We start from the raw sequence: 20,218 nt of genomic DNA on the forward strand, positions 1-20,218 counted from the left end.
GTCTGGTGCTCGCCGCTCCATCCATCAATACAATGAGCCGTCTAAGTCTCATTCATTCCATGCATATCGGCGACCTGGACCTGAACCTGCTGCGGCTGTTCGACGCGGTCTATCGCACGCGCAACGTGAGCCGTGCCGCGCAGCTGCTGGGCTTGTCGCAACCGGCCACCAGCCATGGACTGACGCGGCTGCGCCTGCTGCTGAAAGACCCGCTGTTCGTGCGCGTGGCCGGCGGCGTGCGCGCCACGCCGCGCGCCGACCGTCTCGCACAGGGCCTGCAGCCCGCACTGGCGGCGGTCGAGCGGGCGTTCTCGGAGACCGAGCGCTTCGCGCCCGGCGAGTCGCGGCTCACCGTCCGGCTGCATCTGAGCGATATCGGCGAGGGCCGCTTCCTGCCCGAGCTGCTGCGCACCTTGCACCACGAGGCGCCGGGCGTGCGGGTGTCCAGCCGGCCGTGGCCGCACGACGAGATTGCGATGGCGCTCGACGGCGGCACGCTCGACTTCGCCATCGGCTTCCTGCCGTCGGTGCTCGACACGCAACGGGTGCCGTTGATCTCGGACCGCTACGTGATCCTGCTGCGCGAGGCGCACCCTGCCGCACTGCAGCGCGCCACCACCGCGCAGTTGAGGCGCATGGAGTTCGTCGCCGTGCGCTCGCATTCCGAAACGCTGCGCATCCTGCAGGCGCTGCAGCTCGAAGACCGCGTGCGGCTCACTGCGTCTCACTTTCTGGCGCTGCCCTCGGTGGTGCGCAGCAGCGACCTGGCGGCGCTGATGCCGAAAGAGATCGCACAGGGTTTTGCCGCGCAAGGCGGCCTGCGCTACATCGAGCCCAGGTTGCCGCTGCAGGACTTCACCGTCTCGCTGCACTGGAGCCGACGCTTCGAACGCGACCCGGCACACCGCTGGATGCGCGAGCTGGTGTGCCGCCTGTTCAAGACCCTGCCGGACTGACCGTCTCGCGAACTGCCTGTTCGGGGATGCGGCCGGCAACGCCGCCCGCCTGGGGACGGCACGAACAGCTCTTTCAGCAGCTCGACGCCGGTTTCGCCCGAGCGCAGGCGCGGGTCGCAGCGCATGGCGTCGGGCTGGAAGCCCGCGTCCAGCCCGAATCGTCACACCAGGTAACACGATGATCCGTAGGGAGTGCTGTCCGGGCGATGGCACGCACAGCGAGTCGTTGACATCCTGCGCCACTCAACCTAACGTTCGTTAGTCCCGAGGACGACACCCCGGCCATCTGCGACCCGATGGAGGACCTGCAGTGCGTTTCGATCTCTTCTCCCTGAAGCTGTTCGTCGACGTCGTCGACGCCCACACGATCGCGGGCGCCGCGAAGAACAATCACATCGCGTTGTCCGCGGCCAGCCGCCGCATGGTCGAACTCGAAAGGTCTTTCGGCAGCCGCCTGCTCGACCGCAAGCCCCATGGGGTGCTGCCGACCGACGCCGGCCGCTTTTTGTACGGCCGGCTGACGCAGACCCTGGCGGACCTGCGTCGGCTGTCGGTCGAGATGTCGCGTTTCGCGCAAGGCGCCCAGGGGGTCGTGCGGCTTGCGGCGGACGCGGCCGCGCTGGCGGGCGCGCTGCCGCAGCGGCTGAGCGTGTTCGGCGTCCGGCACCCGGAAGTCAGCGTCGAACTCATCGAATGCGCGAGCGAAGACGCGCTGCGTGCGGTGGTGCGCGGCGAGGCCGACGTCTGCGTGGCCGGCTGGATGGCCGAACGCAACCCCGACCTCGTCTATACCCCCTACGCCGACACCGAGTTCGTGGCCGTGGCGCCTTTCGACCACCCGTCGGCGCTGCGCGGGCATCGACTCTCGATGGCGCAGCTGTCGGCCTGCGAGCGGGTGGCCGTCGAGGCCTCGGGCGCCGAGCAGTGGCTGGCGCACGGTGCCAAGGTCAAGGTGGCGTCCTATGCGTCGGCATGCCGTCTGGTGGCCGCGCGCTGCGGCGTCGCGCTGATGCCGCGCGAATGCGCCGTACAGCATGCCGTGCCGCTGGGACTGAAGGTGATCGAACTCGACGCCGGACTGGGAGCCGTGCAACTCGAGCTTTGCTCTCGCGGATTCGACTCCACGCCGGTCGCGGCGCGCTGCCTCATTGAGCATCTGCGCCCGCCGCACGAACCCGCCCTCCTTCCGGGCCCGGTCGCGAAGCGGCCGGCCGGAGCCCGTGCCCACGCCGGATGACGACCGGCGCAGCGGCCTCCCTTGCGTCACTTCCTGCTCACCAAGGAGTTCTTTCATGATGGCATTGCAACGCACCCAGCAAGCCTGGGCCGAGACCGGCATCCCCGGCATCCAGAGCTGCCCGATGTGGTCGGGCGACGGGGGCGACGGCGGGTATCTCGCCCGGCTGAGCCGGGGCGCGCGCTTTCCGAAGCACGTGCACGACGGGTGGGAGCAGATCCTGGTGCTGTCGGGCGCGGTGCGCTTCAACGACCTGCTGCTGCAGCACGGCGACTTCCTGCAGGTCGAGGGGGCAGACGAGCACGAAGCGTTCGCCGAAGAGGATACGCTGATCTTCGTGGCGCACCGCGGCGGCATCCGCGTCGTCGAGTGACGCTCGCGCCCCGGCCGGCAGGCCGGCTCGGGGCACGGTTCTGCTATCGTCACCGGCCATGTCCGCCACCCCGCCCGTGCCGACCCGCACGCTCATCCTCGATGCCTCGATCCGGCTGATGCAGCATCGCGGGTACCGGGCGGTGGGCATGCGCGAGATCGCCGAGCAGGTGCAGATCAAGGCGGCGAGCCTCTACCACCACTTCCCGTCCAAGGAGATGCTGGCGGCCGAGGCAATGGCGCACTACGGCGAGATGCAGCGCGAGCGCCTGCAGGCACTGAGCAGCCGCCCGCGCATGGAGGCGCGCCTCACCGGCTATGCCGAGCTTTTCGGCGGCATGCTGGCCGACGGGCCGCGGCTGTGTCTGTATTCGGTGCTGGCCGAGGCACACAGCGCGCTGACGTCGCCTTGCGTCGAGGCACTGGAACGGTTTTCCGCCCAGAACGTGCAGTGGCTGCACGCCACGCTCGAAGAAGGCTTCCGGCTGCAAGGTCTGCCCACCGGCAGCGCCGCCGCCCGCGAACTCGCCGAACTGATCTTCGGCGCCTTCGAGGGCTACATGGTGCTCGCCATGGTCGACGCGGCGCCGCCCAAGGCGTTCCGCAAGCGTGCGCTCGCGCTGCTGCGCCTGCTGGTGCCTCACCTGATGGCGACCGTCTCGCCGCCTTCCGGCCGCAAGCCCGTCTCGCCGCGCTGAGCGCCGCCAGCGCTCGCCTTTCGGCAACCCTGCTTTCTGCATTTGGCAACGGCCGGCACGCGCTGCCGGCATGCCGCCTGCCTCCTGCTCCTGCGCCGCCGCCGTCGGCGGCTGCCCCCCAACAGCAAACAAGGAGACCCTCATGTCCTGGTTGTCGAGCCCCCGATTCCTGACCGTCTATTCCGGAGCGCTCACGCTGGTGTTCGCGTGGACCGTGCTGACCGGTTTTTCCCGTGACAACGCGATCATCCCGGAGGTGCGCGTGCAGCGCATCAACATCGTCGAACCCGACGGGACGCTGCGCATGGTGATCTCGAACAAGGCGCGCGCGCCCGGCATCTACATGCACGGCAAGGAATACCTCAAAGGCCAGCGCCAGACGGCCGGCGTGATCTTCCTGAACGACGAAGGCTCCGAGAACGGCGGCCTGACGTTCGGCGGTGCCAAGAGTGCCGACGGCACCATCACGAACCACGGCCACCTGAGCTTCGACCGCTACATGCAGGACCAGGTGCTGGCGCTCACGACCACGCAGCGCAACGACGACCTGTCGGCCACGCTGTCGGTGCTTGACCGGCCCGGCTACCCCATCACCGAACTGCTGGAACTGCTGGAGCGCATCAAGAACTGGCCGCCCGAGCAGCAACAGGCCGAGCTGGAGCGCTTCAATGCCACGCATCCGCAGCCGCAGCGGCGCATTGCGCTGGCGCGCGAGACGGACCGTGCCGTCTCGCTGCAGATGCGCGACACCGAGGGCCGCGCCCGCATCGTGATGCGGGTCGACGCGAACGGCGAGCCGAAGCTGCAGTTTCTGGACGCGGGCGGCAACGTGATCGGGCAGTTGCCGCAATAGGGCCGCGTCAGGCGTCGCGCAGCTCGACCTCCAGCCGCTGCAGCCGCTGCACCACGGCCGCGGGGTCGAGCAGGCTCTCGGGCTGGTACAGCCCGGGCCCCGGCGGCGCCTGGCCGTCCAGGCCCAGCAGCCGCTCCACCGCGATGGCGGCACCGTAGCCGCTGAGCGCCGAGTAGACGTTGCGGTCGACCATCGCGTGGCGCGAGCGGCCGGTGGTCCCGTCCGCCCGCTGCCCCTGCAGTTCGATGATGGCTTCGGTCGAGCGCCCGCCCTGGCGCCGCTCGCCGTCACCGCGTGCGGCCATGACCACGCGTACCGACTGGGCGTCGAGGGCCGCGGAGAGGCTGGCCACATCCAGCAGCGGCAGCGTGTCGCCTGTGCGCTCGATGCCGTCGACGTCGATGAAGCGCCGCTTCAGGTGCTCGTCACCGGCCCACACGAAGCGCCCTTCGCGGCGCAGCAGGGGCCGGGGCGAATGCGCCAGGCGCTCGAAGTCGGCCTGGCCCGCCGGGCCGCCGCTGTCGTCGGCATCGATGACCGCGGCGATCTCGACGCTGTCCACGCGCCGGTAGGCACGGGCAAAGTGCAAGGTCGCCAGTGCGACGGTGCCGCCCAGCAGTTGCCCCAGCGCCAGCACCGCGGACGCCTTCGGCCGGTGGATGCTGCGCGCCGTCAGCGGGCCGATGTCGAACACGAAATCGGCGAACGAGAGGTAAGGCAGCCCGTGGTCCTGGGCGTACTTCATGGTGTTCAGGGTGTCGTCCTTCAGCAGCACGACCACGCCGCTGTACTGCGTGCCGTGCGGCAGCCCCAGATCGGCGCGCTCGAGGTCGATACGCAAGGCCGCGGCGTTGCCGATGTCGCCGGCCAGCCGCTGCGCCTTGTCCAGGTCGCGCCCGCCGATGGCGATGGGCAGGTCCGGCTGCAGGCGACGCAAGGCCCGCACGGCGTGGCGGCCGACCAGGCCGCTGCCGCCGACGAAAAGAACGGGATGGGGAGTGGGGGTGTTCATCTTCGATGTCTCCTCGACTTCAACGGCGCGAGAACACGGCGCCGACGTCCTGCATGCGCTGCACCATGCGGGCCGGTGCCATCAGCACGTCGGGCAGGTACAGCCCCGGCGGCACCGGCGCGCCGCCGTCCAGCCCCAGCAGGCGCTCGATCGCGACGACCACGCCCACGGCGGTGAGCGGCGCCTGCCCTTGCGGGTGCACGATGTCGTGACGCACTCGGGCGGCCGCGCCGGTCTTCAGCGTCCCCTCGATCTCGATGACGATCTCGGTCGAGTAGGGCTGGCCGCGACGCCGCGCCTCGCTCTCGCCGATGGCGATGTCCAGCCGCACGCGCCTGGCGGCGGAGGCAGCCGCCAGGCTGACCACGTCCAGCGGTGAATACGCCTGCCCTTGCACCGAGGTGCCGTCGACGCAGGTGAAGCGCCGCCCGGCCAGCTCGCCCTGCGCCCAGACCCACCGCCCTTGCTCCAGCAGCTGCGCGTGCGGTGCGGCGATGGTCAGCCGGTCGAGGTCGGCATGGGCCGCCGGCCCGCCGACGTCCTGCTCGTCGAGCACGGCGCCGATCTCGAGGCGGTTCACCGTTTCGAAGTCCTGCATGAAATGCAGCGCGGGCAGGGAGGCCGCCCCTGCCAGCCAATGGCTGAGCATGAGCACCGGTGCCGCATGCGACCGGTGGATGAACTGGGCGACTTCCGGCGCGATCTCGAACGAGCCGCTGGACACACCGACGTGCGGGATGCCACGGTCCTGCGCGAAGCGCAGCGTGTGGAGGGTGTCGTCCTTGACGAACACGACCACTGCGCTGTACGAGGCGCCTTGCGGCAGACCGAGGTCGCGGCGCTGCAGGTCGACCTGCACCGCGTGCGCGTTGCCGACCGACTCGGCCACCGCGGTGGCCCGGGCGAGGTCGCGCCCCGCGATGGCGATCGGCAGCTGCGGCTGAAACCGCCGCAGCGTTCGTGCGGCCAGACTGCCGACGAGGCCGGAGCCGCCGACGATGAGAACGGGGTCAGGGGGAGAGGTGCGCATGGGTGCTCCTGGGGGAGAAAGCTGTTGGGGACGCGGTAAACCTACCAAACGTAGACATACCCATCGTAACTTACCATTGGTAGATTGCAATGCCCCCACTGCATGCGCTGCCTTGCCCGCCCTGACGGCAGACAATGGCGGCCAGCCGTATATGGACCCGTCTCACCCCATGACCGACACCTCCCCCAAACGCCTGTCGAAGCCCCAGCGCCGGGAGCAACTGCTGGGCACCGCGATGACCATCGTCCGCGAGCAAGGCACCGAGGCGCTGACGCTCGGCTACCTGGCCGAGCGCGCCGGCGTCAGCAAGCCCGTGACGTACGAACACTTCGGCACGCGCTCGGGCCTGCTGATCGAGCTGTACAAGCAGATCGACGCCGAACAGGTGGCCGCGCTGCTGAAGGCGCTGGAACGCACGCCGCGCGAGTTGAAGGAGGTGGCGCGCGTGATGAGCCGCGCCTGCATGAACTGCTACACGTCGGCGGGGCCCGAATGGCATGCGATCTCGGCCGCGCTCAAAGGCACGGCCGAGATGGAAGCCGCCCAGCAGGAGCTGGTCGACGGCTATGTGGACCTGTATTGCGAGGCGCTCGGCCCGTTCACGAAGTTGTCGAAGGAAGAACTGCGCTTGCGCTGCGTCGGCTTGATCGGCGCCGGCGAAGCGATCTCGCGTGAGATGCTCCAGGGCCGCGTGACGCAAGCACGTGCGGCGTCGGTGCTCGGGGCCATGTTGATGGCGACGCTGTCGCCTGCCTGACGCCACGCGGAAGCGGTCAAGGGCCCGCCACGTCCGCCCGCGTTGCGGCGGGCCGCCCGGTCAGGCCCCTTGAGTCTGTTCGCGGCCCTCGCGCTGAAACAGCATCCGGTAGATGGCCGCGCCGAACATCGCGCCCACCATCGGCGCCAGCCAGAACAGCCACAGCTGGGACAGCGCTCCCTCTCCGGCGAACACCGCCACCCCGGTGCTGCGCGCCGGGTTCACCGACGTGTTGGTGACCGGAATGCTGATCAGGTGCACGAGGGTGAGCGCCAGGCCGATCGCCACCGGTGCGAGCCGCTTGTCGGCGCCGGCGGACGTGGCGCCGAGAATGATCAGCACGAAAACCGCCGTCATGACCACTTCGGTGACCAGCGCGGCCACCAGCGAGTAGCCGGCCGGCGAGTGCTCGCCATACCCGTTGGCCGCAAAGCCGCCGGCTACATCGAAGCCGGTGCTCCCGCTGGCGATCAGGTACAGCACCGCACCCGCGGCCATGCCGCCCAGCACCTGTGCAGCGATGTACGGCAGCAGCCGCGCCACCGGGAGCCGCCCCGCGGCCCACATCCCCAGCGACACGGCCGGGTTGAAGTGGCCGCCCGAGAGGTGCCCCACCGCACAGGCCATCGTCAGTACCGTCAGGCCGAACGCCAGCGACACGCCCAGCGTGCCGATGCCGCCACCGGCAAGCACCGCGCTGCCGCAGCCTCCCAGCACCAGCCAGAACGTACCGATGAATTCGGCGCCATAAGCCTTCATGTCTGCTTCCCTTCAGAACTTGCCCAGCATGTTGAGAAACCAGCCCCGGCTGCGGTAGTCGAGGTCGGTGAGGTCGTCCGAGAAGTCGGTGAAGTTGTAGCCCAGCCCCACCTTGAAGTTCTCGTTGACGTGGTAGTAGCCGGCAGTCAGCCAGCCGGTGCGCCGGTCGCCCAGTTCCTTGGCGCGCAGCGAACGCAGCTCCACCAGCCAGTCCCAGTGCCGCACGACCTTCCAGTCGACACGCACCACCGCGAGTTCGGCGGTGCTCTTGAACCAGTCGGCCGAGTGGTCGCGGCCGGGCCGCAGCTCGCCGCGCCGCCAGGCGTACTTGCCGCCGACGCTCCAGCGCGGCGTCAGGTCATAGGTCAGGTCGGCGGCCCAGACATGGCTGCGCTGCTGGTAGTCGATGCCGGTGGTCGACACCGCGTCCGACGTCACGTCGGTCACCGCCACCTGCCCCGGCGACGACAGGTCGTACAGGTAGGTGTACTTCAGCAGCACGTTGAGCTTGTCGTTCAGCACCGGGCGGAACGCATAGCCGAGCACGGCTTCGGTGTACTTGGCCGCTGCCAGCGCGCCCTGGTCGCTGTCGCTGTCCGCCCAGTTGAACTTGCCGACCCAGCGCGCATCGGTGCCGACCTTGTAGCTCAGCGCGTTCTTGACCAGCCAACTGCGCCGGTCTTCGGTGGTGCTGCGATCGTCGCGATATTCGATGCCGCCGCTGTAGCGCACCTGCTCCGACGCATAGCCGGCCGACAGGGCCACTGCCTGGCGCCGCATCTCGCCTTCGGTCTCGCGGCCGATGCGGCCGGTCTCCAGGCTGGCCCCCAGCGTCCAGTGGCTGTCGGGTGCGTACTGCACGCCGTAGGCGTGGGTCAGGCCCGGTTGCGCTCCGGTGCTGTGCCGGTGCTCGGTATAGGCGTTCAAGCCGTCGCCGAGACGCGACTTCAGGCCGCTCACCATCGTGCCGCCGCGCGCCTGCGTGTTCTCGTCGGTGCGCCCGGTGTCGAGCACGTAGGTCAGGTAGACGCTGGAGCGGTCGTCGTACTGGTAGTCGATGCCCGCCTTGCCGGCCACGCCGCCGTCGCCGTCGGACACCTCGCCGTTCAGCGAGAGCTTGTCGGTCAGCCGGTAGCGTGCGCCGATGCCGGCGCGATCGTTGTCTCGACGCGTGCCGGTGCGCGCCAGCGTGCCCTGCACGAAGCCGTAGACGCCCCAGTTGTCGAGGCTGTCGTAGCTGACCTGCAGACCCAGGTCGGTGCGTTCGCCTGCCACGGCGGCGGACGTCGGCAGGCCGGGGCTGGTCACCACCGTGTCGATGCGCTTGTTGTCGTGCCGCACGTCGGCACCCAGCTTCCATTCCGGCGTGAGCTGGTAGCCCAACTGCAGTTCCGCCGCGTCGGTGTCGTAGCCGTTGGTTTCGTCGCGTCGATCGGCCTTGAACTTCAGCTCTGCCTTTTCACCGAGCGGCGTCGCCACGGAAGCCCCGGCCTGGCGGGTTTCGTTGCTCGCCAGCTGCCCGGGCGCCGAGAACCCGGCACCGCGCACCTGTGCATAGGCGCCGAGCCGCCCGCCCTGCTCGACGCCGAAGTCGCGCAGGTCGGCCTGGCCTTCGACGCGCCACGCGGTGGCGTCCGCATCGCGTTCCAGCGCGTCGCCGCTGAAGTTGTAGCCACCGTCGATCGATGTCAGTTGCCCGGTGCCCGGCCCGTCGGTGCGCGCCACCTCGGCCTTGAGGTAGGTGGTCTCGCTCTTGCGCACCGTCAGGTCGACGCCGCCAAGCCGCTGGTCGCCGCCGGTCTGCTTCTGCCGCGAGGCGGTGACGCCCAGGCGCACCGCGTCGTTGGCCCACCACGACACGCGAGCGCCGGTGGCCAGCGTGTCGAGCGAGCTCAGCAGCGGCGCGTATTCGTAGTCCACCACCAGGTAGGTCGGCAGACCGGTCAGCCCGCCGCCGCGCACGATGCTGCCGTCGTCCGACAGGCTCGGCAGCGGCGCATTCAGCAGCACCCGGCCCTGCAGGTAGTCGATCTCGTAGTCCGAGGCCGGCACCAGTTGCCGGCGCGACAGCACCAGCCCGGAGTCGCGGTCGCGGATCTCGACGAACACCTTCTCGGCCCCGCGCGTCAGGTCCTGGTTGCGCAGGTAGTACAGCGAGCCGCCGGTGCCGCGAAACTCCTCGCGCGCCGACAGCGTGCCGGGCTCGGCCGCGAACACGTCGACCCGCAGCCGCGCATCGCCGGCCTCGGTCGATGCGTCGCCGACGTAGCGGCCATGCACGCCGTACAGGCCGCGGCTGATCTGCGCCAGCGCCGTCTCGTCGAGGTTGAGCTTGTAGTTGCCCCACATCGCGTGCGAGCGGCCGTCGTCGATCTTGACGTACACGCGACCCTGCGTCGGCGCGTCCTCGACGGTGGTCGAGTCGTCGCCGAAGGTGGCCCACGAGTCGGCCGGGTCCATGCGTCGGAACAGCGACGCGGCGTCCTTGCGTTCGAGGTTGCGCCACATCTCGTCGAGCGGGCGCTCTTCGGTGTCCAGGCTCGCGGTCAGCGTCCAGCGTTCGTTCAGGCGGCCCTTGGTGTAGAACGCGATGCGCCCTTCGCTCCAGGTGCCGTCGTCGTGGCGGTTGTCGTCCTGCGTCACCAGTTCGGCCGGGCCGCTGACGCGGTTGCGTCCGACGGTCAGGTCGGCCTGGCCGACGAAAAACCAGTCTTCCTTCGGGATCTCGAAGTCGCGACGGTAGACACGCGCCGAACCGTCGGCATCGAGCACCGCGATCTCTCCGGTCTGCACGCGCCTCGGCACCAGTTGCTGGAACACGAAGCGTCCACGCTCGTCCACCGGCACCGGAAACCCGAGCGCACGCACGCGCTGGTCGGCCGCGATCGCTTCGCCGCTGGCGGTGACGGTGCCGGCGTGGATGGGGATGTTGCTGATCGCGAGGCGGCTTTCGCCATAGGCACGCATCAGCTCCCTGTGCACGTCGGTGGCCACTTCGGCCGGCGGCCGGCGCTCGGCCACCGACAGCGAGAAGTCGCCCGTCTCGTCGAAACGGCCGGCCGCGTCGTAGACCCGCACGCGGTAGTAGAGCTTGCCGCCAGCGGCGTCGCCGAAGCGCTCGAACAAGCCCTCGGGCACCACCCACTGGCCGCGCAGCTGTGCATCGAGCGGCACGGTGGCGAGCCACTTCGGCTGCATCACGTCGTTGGCAGTGAAGATGCGCAGCTCGGCCTTCTGCAGGAACAACTGGTAGTTGCTGTAGCCGGCGAACTCGACGGTGTCGCCCGCCACCACCGCGGTGGGCCAGGCCGCCGCGTTGAGCCGGCGCGGCTGCGCCAGGCTGTCGTACTGCAGACGCAGCCGATGGCGTTCGAGCCGCACGTCGATGCAGCGCTGGCGGTCGGCGCTGGACGAATCGACGCCCACCTCGGGCTGGCCGTCGACCGTGATGCGCAACGGTCCGTCGCCGTCGGCGTACGGCGAGAGCATGTTGCACTCGCTCGGATCGGTGCGCGTGACGGTCGTGCTCACCACCGGCTGCGGTGCGCCGGCTTCATGCCAGTACACGCGCACCTCGACGCGGCGATTGGCGCTCCAGTTGGCGCGGTCCTCGCGTGGCGTGGCGACCGGTTCGTCCGGCCCCCTGGACGCCGCCGTGTAAGCGCTCTCCGGCAGGCCGAGCTCGCGCGTGAGGTAGCGGCCCACCTGCTGTGCGCGGGCCAATCCGAGTGCATGGTTGTCCGGAAAGCGCGGCTGCAGACGCGGGCTGATGCGCTGCACGTCGGTGTGACCGATGATCTCGAAGCGCAGCTGCGCACGGCCCTTCACCTTCGCGACGATGTCGTCCAGGCGGCGGCGGTCGGCGTCCTTCAGCAGATCTTCGCCGGAGTCGAAGCGCGGTGTGTGCGTGTCGGTCTTCTCGACCGGCTCGCCAGGTTGCAGCTCACGCTGCTCGTGGGTCGTCTCGCGCAGCGACCGGTCGTCGCCGAGCACGAAGGTGAGCTTGGGCAGTTCACGCTCGGAGGTCGAAGGCAGATGGTCGACGCCGTCGATCTCGACGGCACGTCGGTCCGCCGCGCAATGGTCGCTGTAGCGACCGCGCGCGTCTGCCTCGCAGTGCGCCGCGGCTGCGGCATCGCCGGCCGTGGTCGTTTGTGCGGCGGCCAGGCCCATGCTGAGGCAGGCCGCGGTGACCGCGCTCGAAAGCGCGGCGCGTCGGAAGGTTCGGTTCATGCGAGAGCGAGCGTTCATGGCCTGGTCACCGGTCGTCAGAAGGTCGTGGGGAGTGCGCATCGGTGTCCTCCGTCAGGGTTTGACGGAGGCCGGCACGCGCTCGACCTCGATGTCCAGGTTGAACAGGGCTCGCTGCTGCTCGGCGCCGTGGCGCCGCCAGCGCTCTCGCAGATCCGCCTTCAGCTTGTCGATGCGTTCGTCGCCGAGCGACGCCGCCTCGTCCGCCGCGGGCCGATACGCGAGCCGCAGGATCGACGGCCGCTCCAGCAGTGCCTCGATCACCTTGGGCAACTGCGCCTCGAAGGCCGGCTTGAGCATCGCTGCCTCGGGTTCGAACGCCTCGGCCTGCAGGTCCAGTCGCACCACCCGGTGCACGGTGGCGCCGAAGTTGACCTTGATGAACTTGCCGCGCGTGGCACGCTCGGAAGCAGGGTTCTCGCTCGTCACGCGGTAGCCCGAAGGCAAGGTGCGCTCGTCGAGCTTCAGCACGAAGTTGCTGCCGGTGCCTTCCTTCGGAACGATGGCGCAGGCGATGTGGTAGCGGCCGTCCACGTCGGTGCTCACCAGCAGGCCGTTGACCGTGGCCAGGCGCACGTTCGGGATGCCGGGTTCGCCGTCGTCCTGGTAGCCGTTGGCGTTCTTGTCGTCGTACACCTTGCCGATCACGTCGGTGCAGTCGAACAGCGCGTCGGGCACCACGCGCACGGTGGCGCTCGCGGTGTTGGACAGCGACGGACCGCCGACGCCCTGCACCGCGGTGACCTGGTTGACGTACAGGCCTTCCCCGACACCGGTGCCGACGCCGAGCACCATGGTCAGGCGCTGGGTCTCGTTGGCGGCGAAGCTGCGCGCGGGCACGGTCAGGCGGCGGCCTTCGAGCAAGGGTCGGACCGATTCGACCGCTCCGCCCGGCAGGCGCTGGATGGACAGCGATCCCGTCACGTACTTGAAGCCCGGCGGCAGCGTGTCGACCAGCACCACGTTGCCCAGCGCCACGGCGCGCGTGTTGCGGGCCGTGATCACGTACGGCACCAGTTCGCCCTTCTTCACGGTGAGCTTCGGGCTGGTCTTGCGCAGCTCGATCACCGCGCCGTTGCCCTCCGGGTCGAGCGGCAGGTGGTTGTTGACCACGTTTTGCGCACCGCTGGCCGGGATGAACAGGCTCAGGAAGTAAGGCGACGCCACGCCCGGAGCGGGCAGTCCCGGCGACACGATGCAGGGGTCGCCCACCGAGGGGTCGACGCTGCCCGCCGGGGCGGAACAGGTCTGCGCATTCAGCGGGCCGGCGGCCGGCAGATAGGTCAGCGAGTTCACGTAGCCGGAAGGCGGCACGACGCTCAGGGTGTAGTCACCCGCGGGCGCCCCCGGCAGCAGGAAGAACTGGTAGACGCCATCGGCCTGCGTCGTGACGCTGCCTTCACCACCGAGCAGGTGGGCCGCCGGGTCGAAGCCGGCCGGCCCGTTCAGCGTGACCACGGCACCCGGCACCGGCTGCGCATTGAGGCTGTCGTAGACGATGCCGCTCGGGTCGAGCGGAAGGTCCTGGTTGACCACCGTCACGCCACTGCCCACGGTCACCGCGATCAGCGGACGAGGCTGCATGCCGGGAACGGTCGGATGGGCGCCGCCGCTGCCGTTCTGCACCGGGTCGGTCGGCCAGACGCCGCCCACCACCTGGCCGCTCGGCGACCGGAACCGCACCTGGTAGTTGCCGGGCACGAGCTGGTCGAAACGGTAGCTGCCGTCGGCGGCCGTGCTCACGCTGTGATGCACCACCACGTCCGAGAAAGCGCAGTCGGCGCTGCCGTCGGGGCAACCGAGCAGTTCCACGGTCCAGCCGCCGAGCACCGGCTCGTCGCCGGAGCGCGTGCGGTCGTGGTCCGTGTCGCGCCACACCGTGCCGGTCAGCGCCGACGGTGTTTGCGACTGCTCGTAGAAGTCGTAGTCGATACCCTGTGCACCCACCGTCGTCAGGGGCACGACGATGCGGTTGGGCTGCGGCACCGTGCCGCCCAGTGAACCGGGCCTCTCGCCACCGTTGTCGTAGCCGGCAGGTTGGGTCTGCGTCAGCATGTAGCCGGCGCCGTCGGGCAGCGGCAGGTCGTCGAAGCGATAGCGCCCGTCAGGGCCGGTGGTCGCCGTGCGGTTCACCGGCTGCCCGGTGGCGTCGGTGCCGGTCAGCGTGATCGTCACGCCGGCCAGCGGCAGGTCGCCCGGCTCGCGCACGCCGTTGCGATTGGCGTCGTTGAACACGAGGCCGGCCAACGAGGCACCGCGTTCGCCGAACAGGTAGCCGTCGCCATTGCCGCCGGTGTAGACGATGCCGCTGATGGCATCGTCGCCGGCGGTACCGACCACCGTGCCGTTGAAGCGGCCGGCGGTGTCGAGGCCGTCGGCATACGTGGCCGGCTGGGTCTCGGTGATCGTGTAGCCGCTGGCGTCCGACGGCAGCAGGCCTTCGAAGCTGTAGTGGCCGTCGGCATCGGTGGTCGCGGTCAGGTTGACCGTGGTGCCGGTGCTGCTGCGGCCCGTCAGCGTGAGGGTGACGCCCGCAATGCCGCGCTCGCCCGCATCGCGGGTGCCGTCGTTGTCGCTGTCGACGTAGACCTCGCCGGCCAGTTGGCCGCCTCGCTCGCCGAAGTCGTAGTCGATGCCGGCCTCCTCCGAGGCCAGGACGATGGCGCCGAAACGATCATCGACGCCACCGGGGTTGGCGGTGCCGCGAGCGCTGCCGCCTACCGTGCCCAGCGTCTCGGTGCCGTCGTTGACGCCGCTCGGCTGCGTCTCGTCGATCCGGTAGCTGCCGGGCAGCAGGTCGTCGACGCCATAGCTGCCGTCGGCGCCCGTGGTGAGGCTGCGGGTCACGCTGCGCCCGAACAGGTCGGTGCCGCTGACGCTGACGCTGACGCCGTCGATGCCGGGCTCGCCCGCATCGCGCTGGCCGTTGGTCGGCGACACGTCGACGTAGACGACACCGGCCAGGCCGGCCGCGCGCACGGCCGAGAAGTTGTTGTTGCTCGAGCTCGCGCCCGGTGCACCGAGGCGGATGCCCTGGATGCGGTTCGCGTCGGAGCCGTTGGGGCCCGCGGTGACACCGCTGCCCGACGTCGGCACGCTGCCCGGCGTCGAACCGGCGCCGTTGACCGTGCCGGCGCGCGTCAGGCCCGGCAGGTAGCCGGCCGGACGGGTTTCGGTGACGCTGTAGACGCCCGGCGCGACAGCGTCGAACACGTAGTCGCCGTTCGCGTCGGTGGTGGTGCTGACGGTCACGGGGTTGCCGTTGTCGTCCGTCCCGGTCAGCGTGATCGCGACGCCCGCCAGGCCCGGTTCGCCCGGCAGGTCCTGCGTGCCGTCGCCGTCGCGGTCGTAGTACACCCGCCCGCGGATCTGGCTGCTGGTGAGTTCGCCGAACAGATACTCGCCCACGGTGGCCGGCGTGCCGGACACCGGAATCACGACACCGGTGATCACGTTGCCGCCCGGCTGCGCGGTGCCCGGGTTGCCGTTGGCGTTGGCCTGGCCCGGCGCATAGGTCGCCGGCTGGGTCTCGGTGATGGTGTAGCTCGATGCGCCGGAGGGCGGCACGTTGCGGAATTCGTAGTGGCCGGGCTGGCCGCTCACCGGCGTCGCGACGAGGTCGACCGGGTTGCCGGTCGCGTCGGTGCCGGTCAGTCGCAGCGCCACGCCGGTGATGCCGCTCTCGCCGGCTTGCACGTTGCCGTCGTTGTTGCCGTCCTCGAACACCTGCACCAGCACGCGGGCGCGCAGCTCGCCGAAGTCGTAGCCGGTGGCCGAGGCTGCGGACGCGAGCGTGACCGCGGTGACGCGATCGTTGACCGCCGTGTTGCCGCCCGCGCTGCCGGCCGTCTCGCTGCCGTCGGCGTAGCCGTCGGGCTGCGAGGTTTCGGCCACTGCATAGACGCCGGGCCACAGGCCGGTGTAGCTGTAGTCGCCGGTGTTCGCCGCGCTGGTGGTCGACTGCGACACCGCGTTGCCGAACATGTCGGTCCCGCTCAGCTGCAGCGTCACCGCGGCGATGCCGGGCTCGCCCACCGAGGCACTGCCGCTGTAGTCGGCGTCCTGGTAGACGCGGCCGGCCAGCGACGCGGTGCGCACTTCGCCGAACAGGTTGTTCACCGACTGCCCCGCGGTGCCGAGCACGATGTTCTGGACCACGTTGGCATTCGAGCCGTTCGGGCCCGACACCACGCCGGCGCCGCTGGTCGGCACGCTGCCCGCGCTGCTGCCCGCCCCACTGGCTGTGCCCGCGCGCGTGATGCCCGCGGCATAACCGGCCGGTTGCGTCTGGGTCAGCGTGTAGGTGCCGGGCGGCACCGAGAAACTGAAGGCGCCGGTGGTCGCATCGCTGGTCGTGCTCAGGTTCACCGCCTGACCGAAGTCGTCGGTGCCGGTCAGCGTGATCGTGGACGCGATGCCCGGCTCGCCGGCGGCGTAGCCGCCATTGGCGTTCTGGTCGTGGTACACACGGCCGCTGACCACCGAGGTCTGCACCGTGACGCTGCCGCTGTTGAAGTTGTTGCCGGCGCTGGCGTTGGCGCCCCCGTTGGTGTCGCCCGAACCGGTGGTGACGATGCTCGCCGTGTTGGTGAACGACGTGCCGTTGGCCGGGCTGCCCGAAAAGCGCACCGGAATGCGCACGGTGGCGGCACCGCCGGCAGGCATGCTCGTGATGCTGCAGCTCACGCTCGAGGTGCCGACGGCACCGCTGCAGGTGGGCGCCGCGGGCGTGAAGCTGCCCGACGTGATGGTGAGGCTCGGTGCATCGGCGATCTCGATGCCGGCCGGCAAGGTGTCGCTGAAGGTCGTCGTCTCGGCCGCCTGCGGGCCGTTGTTGCGCACGACGACCAGCCAATCGAAGGTCTGTGTCGCAGAGACGGTGCCGACGGCCGTGGCGGTGCCCGGCTGCACGGCACGCTTGTCGACCACTTCGACGTCGGCCTTGAAGCGGAAGGTGGTGGGCTGGCTGGCGGTATTGTTGCCGGGCAGCGCGTCGAAGGCGTTCATCGACGCGTCGGCGAAACCGATGGCGGCCTGGTTGGTGAACTGCCCCTTGTCGGCCCCGCGCAGGCGGACCTGCACGGCCACCGATGACGTTTCGCCGGTCGAGCCGCTGCCGGTGCCGCCGAGCTGCGCGATGGTGCAGGCGATGCTGCCGCCGGCCGAGCCGGCCGTGACGCCGGAGGTATCGCAGCTCACGCCGGCAGGCAGCGGCGCAACCACCTCGACGAAGGTCGGTGCGCCGGCGCCTGCCGGCAGGGTGTCGGTCAGCACGACGTTCTCCGCCGTCGACGCGCGGTTGTTGGTCGCGGTCAGCGTGTAGGTCACGTCGTCACCGACGTCCACCGGGTCGGCGTCGTCGGTCTTGTTGACGAGCAAATCGAAAACCGGCGAAGTGACGGCGGTCGACTGCGTGGCCGTGTTGTTGGCCGCGCCGCCTGCGATCTCCGGCGTGGTGGTGCTGATCGTCACCGAGTTGGTGATGCTGCCCGGGCCGCCGCCCGCGACGCTCAGTGCCGCCGGCGGGCGCACGCGTATCGTCACGGTCTGCTGGCCGCCGCGTGAGATCGAGCTCCAGCCGCAGGTGAGGGTCCTGTTGACGGCCGAGGTCGTGTTGCCGGCCCCTGGGGTGACCGAGCAGTTGCCGCTGCCGCTGGCGCTGGCGGACAGGAACACCAGCCCTTCAGGCAGCGTGTCGGTGACCGACACGTTGAACGCGGTGCTCGCGCTGGTGGCCGACGGGTTGCGCGCCGTGACGGTGTAGGTGAGCGTCTGGCCTGCCGGCACCGGGTCGGGGTTGTCGGTCTTGGTCACCGCCACGTCGGTGCGCGCGACGAAATAGGCCGTGGTCGTCGCCGAGGTGTTGTTCGACAGGTTGTTGTCGCCCTGGTCCTGCGCGAGCGCGAAAGCGCTGTTGGTGACCTGGAAGTTGTCCGAGCCCGAGGTGCCGTTGCCGAAGTGGCGCACGCTCACCTGGATGCGCGGGCAGTCCACCCCGGCGGTACACACCGGCAGCGTGGCGATGCTGCAGTTGTTCAGTGACACGTTGCTGCTGCCGGTGGTCAGGCTGCAGCTCGCGAAGCTCGCCGTGCCGGGCAGCGTGGCAATGCTGTAGTCGCTCGCCGACGCATTGAACACGTTGTTGAACACGTCGGTCACCGTCACGTCGGTGGCGGCGTTCGGGCCGGCGTTGACGACCTCGATTTCCCACGTGATCGCGTCGCCGGCCAGTTGCCGGTTGCCGCTCGCGTCGCCGGTACCGACCACCCGCTTGAGCGTGGAGATGTCGGCCTGATCGATGGCGTCCTGGGGTGTCACGCCCACCGACGCGCAGTCGTTCGGCGCGTTGTCGTCGACGGGACCGCCGGCGCTGCCGACGCACACCTGGTTGGTCAGCGTCGCGCCGCTGCTGGTCGCCTGCGCGTTGAGGGTCACGCTGCCGGTCGTGCCGTTGACCGGCACGGCCACGCCCGTGCTGGTGCAGGTGATGGTCACCGGCCCCGCCTGCGGAAAGCTCGCGCCACCGCTCGACGTACAGCTGAAGCCCGAAGGCGGTGTCACGCTGTTGACCTGCAGGCCGGCCGGCACCGTGTCGGTCAACGTCACCACGCCGCTCGACGGGAAGGCCGTCGGCCCGAGGTTGGTCGTCGAGACGCTGTAGTCGAACGCCGTGTTGAGCGGCACCGCGGCCTGCGGCCAGCTCTTGCTCTTGTTGGCGCGGAAGTCCGACACCGGGTCGATCACCGTGGTCGCCACCGAGCCGTTGCCCGTCGCGACGCCCGGGGCGCTGATGCTTGCGGTGTTGATCACGCCCGAGCCGGTGGCGATGGCCTGCACCGGGATCACGATGTTGCCCAGTGCCACGTTGGCGCCTGCCGCGCCCGATCCGCCGCGCGTGCACGAGATCGCCGGCGCGGCGCTCGGGCAGCTGCTCGACGCGGTGCAGCTCCAGCCGTTGCTCGTGAAGCTGGTGCTGCCGCCCGCATAACAGAAGGCGGCCGGTACGTTGTCGTCGACCTGCACGCCGACCGGATAGTCTCCGCTGTAGCGCGGGTCGAGCGTGAAGTTGAACGTGGTGCCGGTGGCGACCGGGTCGGCCACCGACTTGGTCTTCGTCACCGAGATCGCGCTGCCCGGTGTCACGCTGGCGTTCAGCGTGTCGGTGTTGTTGGCGGACACGCCGTCGCCGACGCCACCGGTGGCGGCGACGTCGGCCGTGTGCGTGATGGTGGAGCCGCCACCGGCACCGATCACGCCGGTGAGCGAGACGCTGCGGGTGTTGCCCGACGCGATGGAGGCGAGCGTGCAGGTCAGCGTGCTGCCCGCCAGCGAGCATCCGCCCGGGGTCGACGAAAGCGCAAAGCCCGGCGGGACGCTGTAGCTGACGACCGAGCTCGGCGAGCTGTCGGGTCCGTTGTTGAGCACGGTCAGGGTGTAGGTCTGCGTGCTGCCGGCGGCCGCGCTGGCCGGCCCACCGATGCTGAGCTCGAGGTCCGCGCCCGCGTTCACGGTGGTCAGCTCGGTCTGCGGCGCACCGCCCGGTGTCGGCGTCGCGGTAACGCTCATCGTGCCTTGTGCCGTGGAGCGCACCAGCAGCGGAATCTGCACCGTATCGTTGGCGCCCAGGTTGATGCCGCTGCACGAAAGGGTGCCCGGCCCGCTCTGGCCGCTGCTCATGCCGCTGCAGGAGACCCCTGTCGGCAGCGTACCGGTGCCGGCATAGACGCCGTTGGCCGGCACGCTGAACGAGAAGGAACCACCGGACAGCGGAGCACCGTTGGTCTCGGCCACGCGTACCGTGTAGGTCACGGTGCCGCCGGCCGACACCGGGTCCGGGCTGTCGGGGAGGTCCGAGATGATGAGTTGCGCCTGCGCCGCGCCGGCCAGCACCAGGCTCGCGGCCGATGCCGCCAGCAGCCTGCCGCACCAGGCGGCGAGCGATGCGGCCGCACGTCCACCGTGGCGTCGCATCGCGTTCAACTGTCGCTCGTAGCTCATGTTCTTCACTTCCCGTTGAGGCCGACGCCGCCCTCGGGAATCGCGGACAAAAGAAGTCCGCCGCGCCGTTGAAAGCAACAGCGCGTGCGAGGCCGAAGGCGATATGCGTGGAACCGTGCGGCAGCCCTTCCCCAAGGCGACGAACCGCACGTACGGCGCGAAATGTAGAGACTGGTTACCGGTGCCGCCAGCGAATTGACAATCGTTGACAGTAAGACCTGGCGAAGCCGTGCATCGCTGCACGCCCCAGGGCCTGTCGCGCGCGGTCTTCGCACGCGACGCTCGGCACGTGACG

Annotated in this window: 11 protein-coding genes; 6 read left to right on the forward strand and 5 right to left on the reverse strand. The window is 70.0% G+C overall.

Going from position 1 to position 20,218, the window contains the following annotated elements; translation table 11 throughout:
* Positions 1-59: 59 nt before the first annotated feature.
* The 5 genes from M8A51_RS13070 (at position 60) to M8A51_RS13090 (ending at position 4,116) form a co-directional block, all read left to right on the forward strand.
* Positions 60-956, forward strand: a complete 897-nt coding sequence (locus M8A51_RS13070; RefSeq protein WP_251778913.1) for a LysR family transcriptional regulator — start codon at positions 60-62, stop codon at positions 954-956.
* 310 nt (positions 957-1,266) lie between these two features.
* On the forward strand, positions 1,267-2,193 hold the full coding sequence (locus M8A51_RS13075) for a LysR family transcriptional regulator (protein ID WP_251778914.1): 927 nt from the start codon (positions 1,267-1,269) through the stop codon (positions 2,191-2,193).
* Between the two features lie 55 nt (positions 2,194-2,248).
* Entirely contained in the window at positions 2,249-2,566 is a 318-nt protein-coding gene (locus M8A51_RS13080) for a cupin domain-containing protein (protein WP_251778915.1), read from the forward strand.
* Positions 2,567-2,624: 58 nt separating this feature from the next.
* The gene (locus M8A51_RS13085; protein ID WP_251778916.1) at positions 2,625-3,263 is read left to right on the forward strand and encodes a TetR/AcrR family transcriptional regulator; all 639 of its coding nucleotides are present in this window, start codon (positions 2,625-2,627) and stop codon (positions 3,261-3,263) included.
* Positions 3,264-3,405: 142 nt separating this feature from the next.
* Complete coding sequence (locus M8A51_RS13090; RefSeq protein WP_251778917.1) at positions 3,406-4,116, forward strand: hypothetical protein; 711 nt, start codon at positions 3,406-3,408, stop codon at positions 4,114-4,116.
* A 7-nt stretch (positions 4,117-4,123) separates the two neighbouring features.
* Here the strand turns inward: M8A51_RS13090 and M8A51_RS13095 are convergent, their stop codons facing one another.
* Together M8A51_RS13095 and M8A51_RS13100 are read right to left on the reverse strand one after the other, a co-directional pair.
* Entirely contained in the window at positions 4,124-5,128 is a 1,005-nt protein-coding gene (locus M8A51_RS13095; RefSeq protein ID WP_251778918.1) for a hypothetical protein, read from the reverse strand.
* A 19-nt stretch (positions 5,129-5,147) separates the two neighbouring features.
* Entirely contained in the window at positions 5,148-6,158 is a 1,011-nt protein-coding gene (locus M8A51_RS13100; protein ID WP_251778919.1) for an NAD(P)-dependent oxidoreductase, read from the reverse strand.
* 169 nt (positions 6,159-6,327) lie between these two features.
* Here M8A51_RS13100 and M8A51_RS13105 point away from each other — a divergent pair, with 169 nt between their 5' ends.
* A complete protein-coding gene (locus M8A51_RS13105; protein ID WP_251778920.1) occupies positions 6,328-6,915 on the forward strand; it encodes a TetR/AcrR family transcriptional regulator in 588 nt (195 codons plus the stop codon).
* Positions 6,916-6,975: 60 nt separating this feature from the next.
* On the opposite strand, the gene aqpZ is transcribed toward M8A51_RS13105, so the two are convergent.
* The 3 genes from aqpZ to M8A51_RS13120 form a co-directional block, all read right to left on the reverse strand.
* Positions 6,976-7,674, reverse strand: a complete 699-nt coding sequence (gene aqpZ / locus M8A51_RS13110; RefSeq protein WP_251778921.1) for an aquaporin Z — start codon at positions 7,672-7,674, stop codon at positions 6,976-6,978.
* A gap of 12 nt (positions 7,675-7,686) precedes the next feature.
* A complete protein-coding gene (locus tag M8A51_RS13115) occupies positions 7,687-11,907 on the reverse strand; it encodes an OmpA family protein (RefSeq protein ID WP_251778922.1) in 4,221 nt (1,406 codons plus the stop codon).
* A 72-nt stretch (positions 11,908-11,979) separates the two neighbouring features.
* The gene (locus tag M8A51_RS13120; RefSeq protein ID WP_251778923.1) at positions 11,980-19,923 is read right to left on the reverse strand and encodes an SdrD B-like domain-containing protein; all 7,944 of its coding nucleotides are present in this window, start codon (positions 19,921-19,923) and stop codon (positions 11,980-11,982) included.
* Positions 19,924-20,218: the final 295 nt, after the last annotated feature.

Origin of the sequence: Caldimonas mangrovi (genome assembly GCF_023721835.1) — a bacterium.
Classification (GTDB): Bacteria; Pseudomonadota; Gammaproteobacteria; order Burkholderiales; family Burkholderiaceae_C; genus Caldimonas; species Caldimonas mangrovi.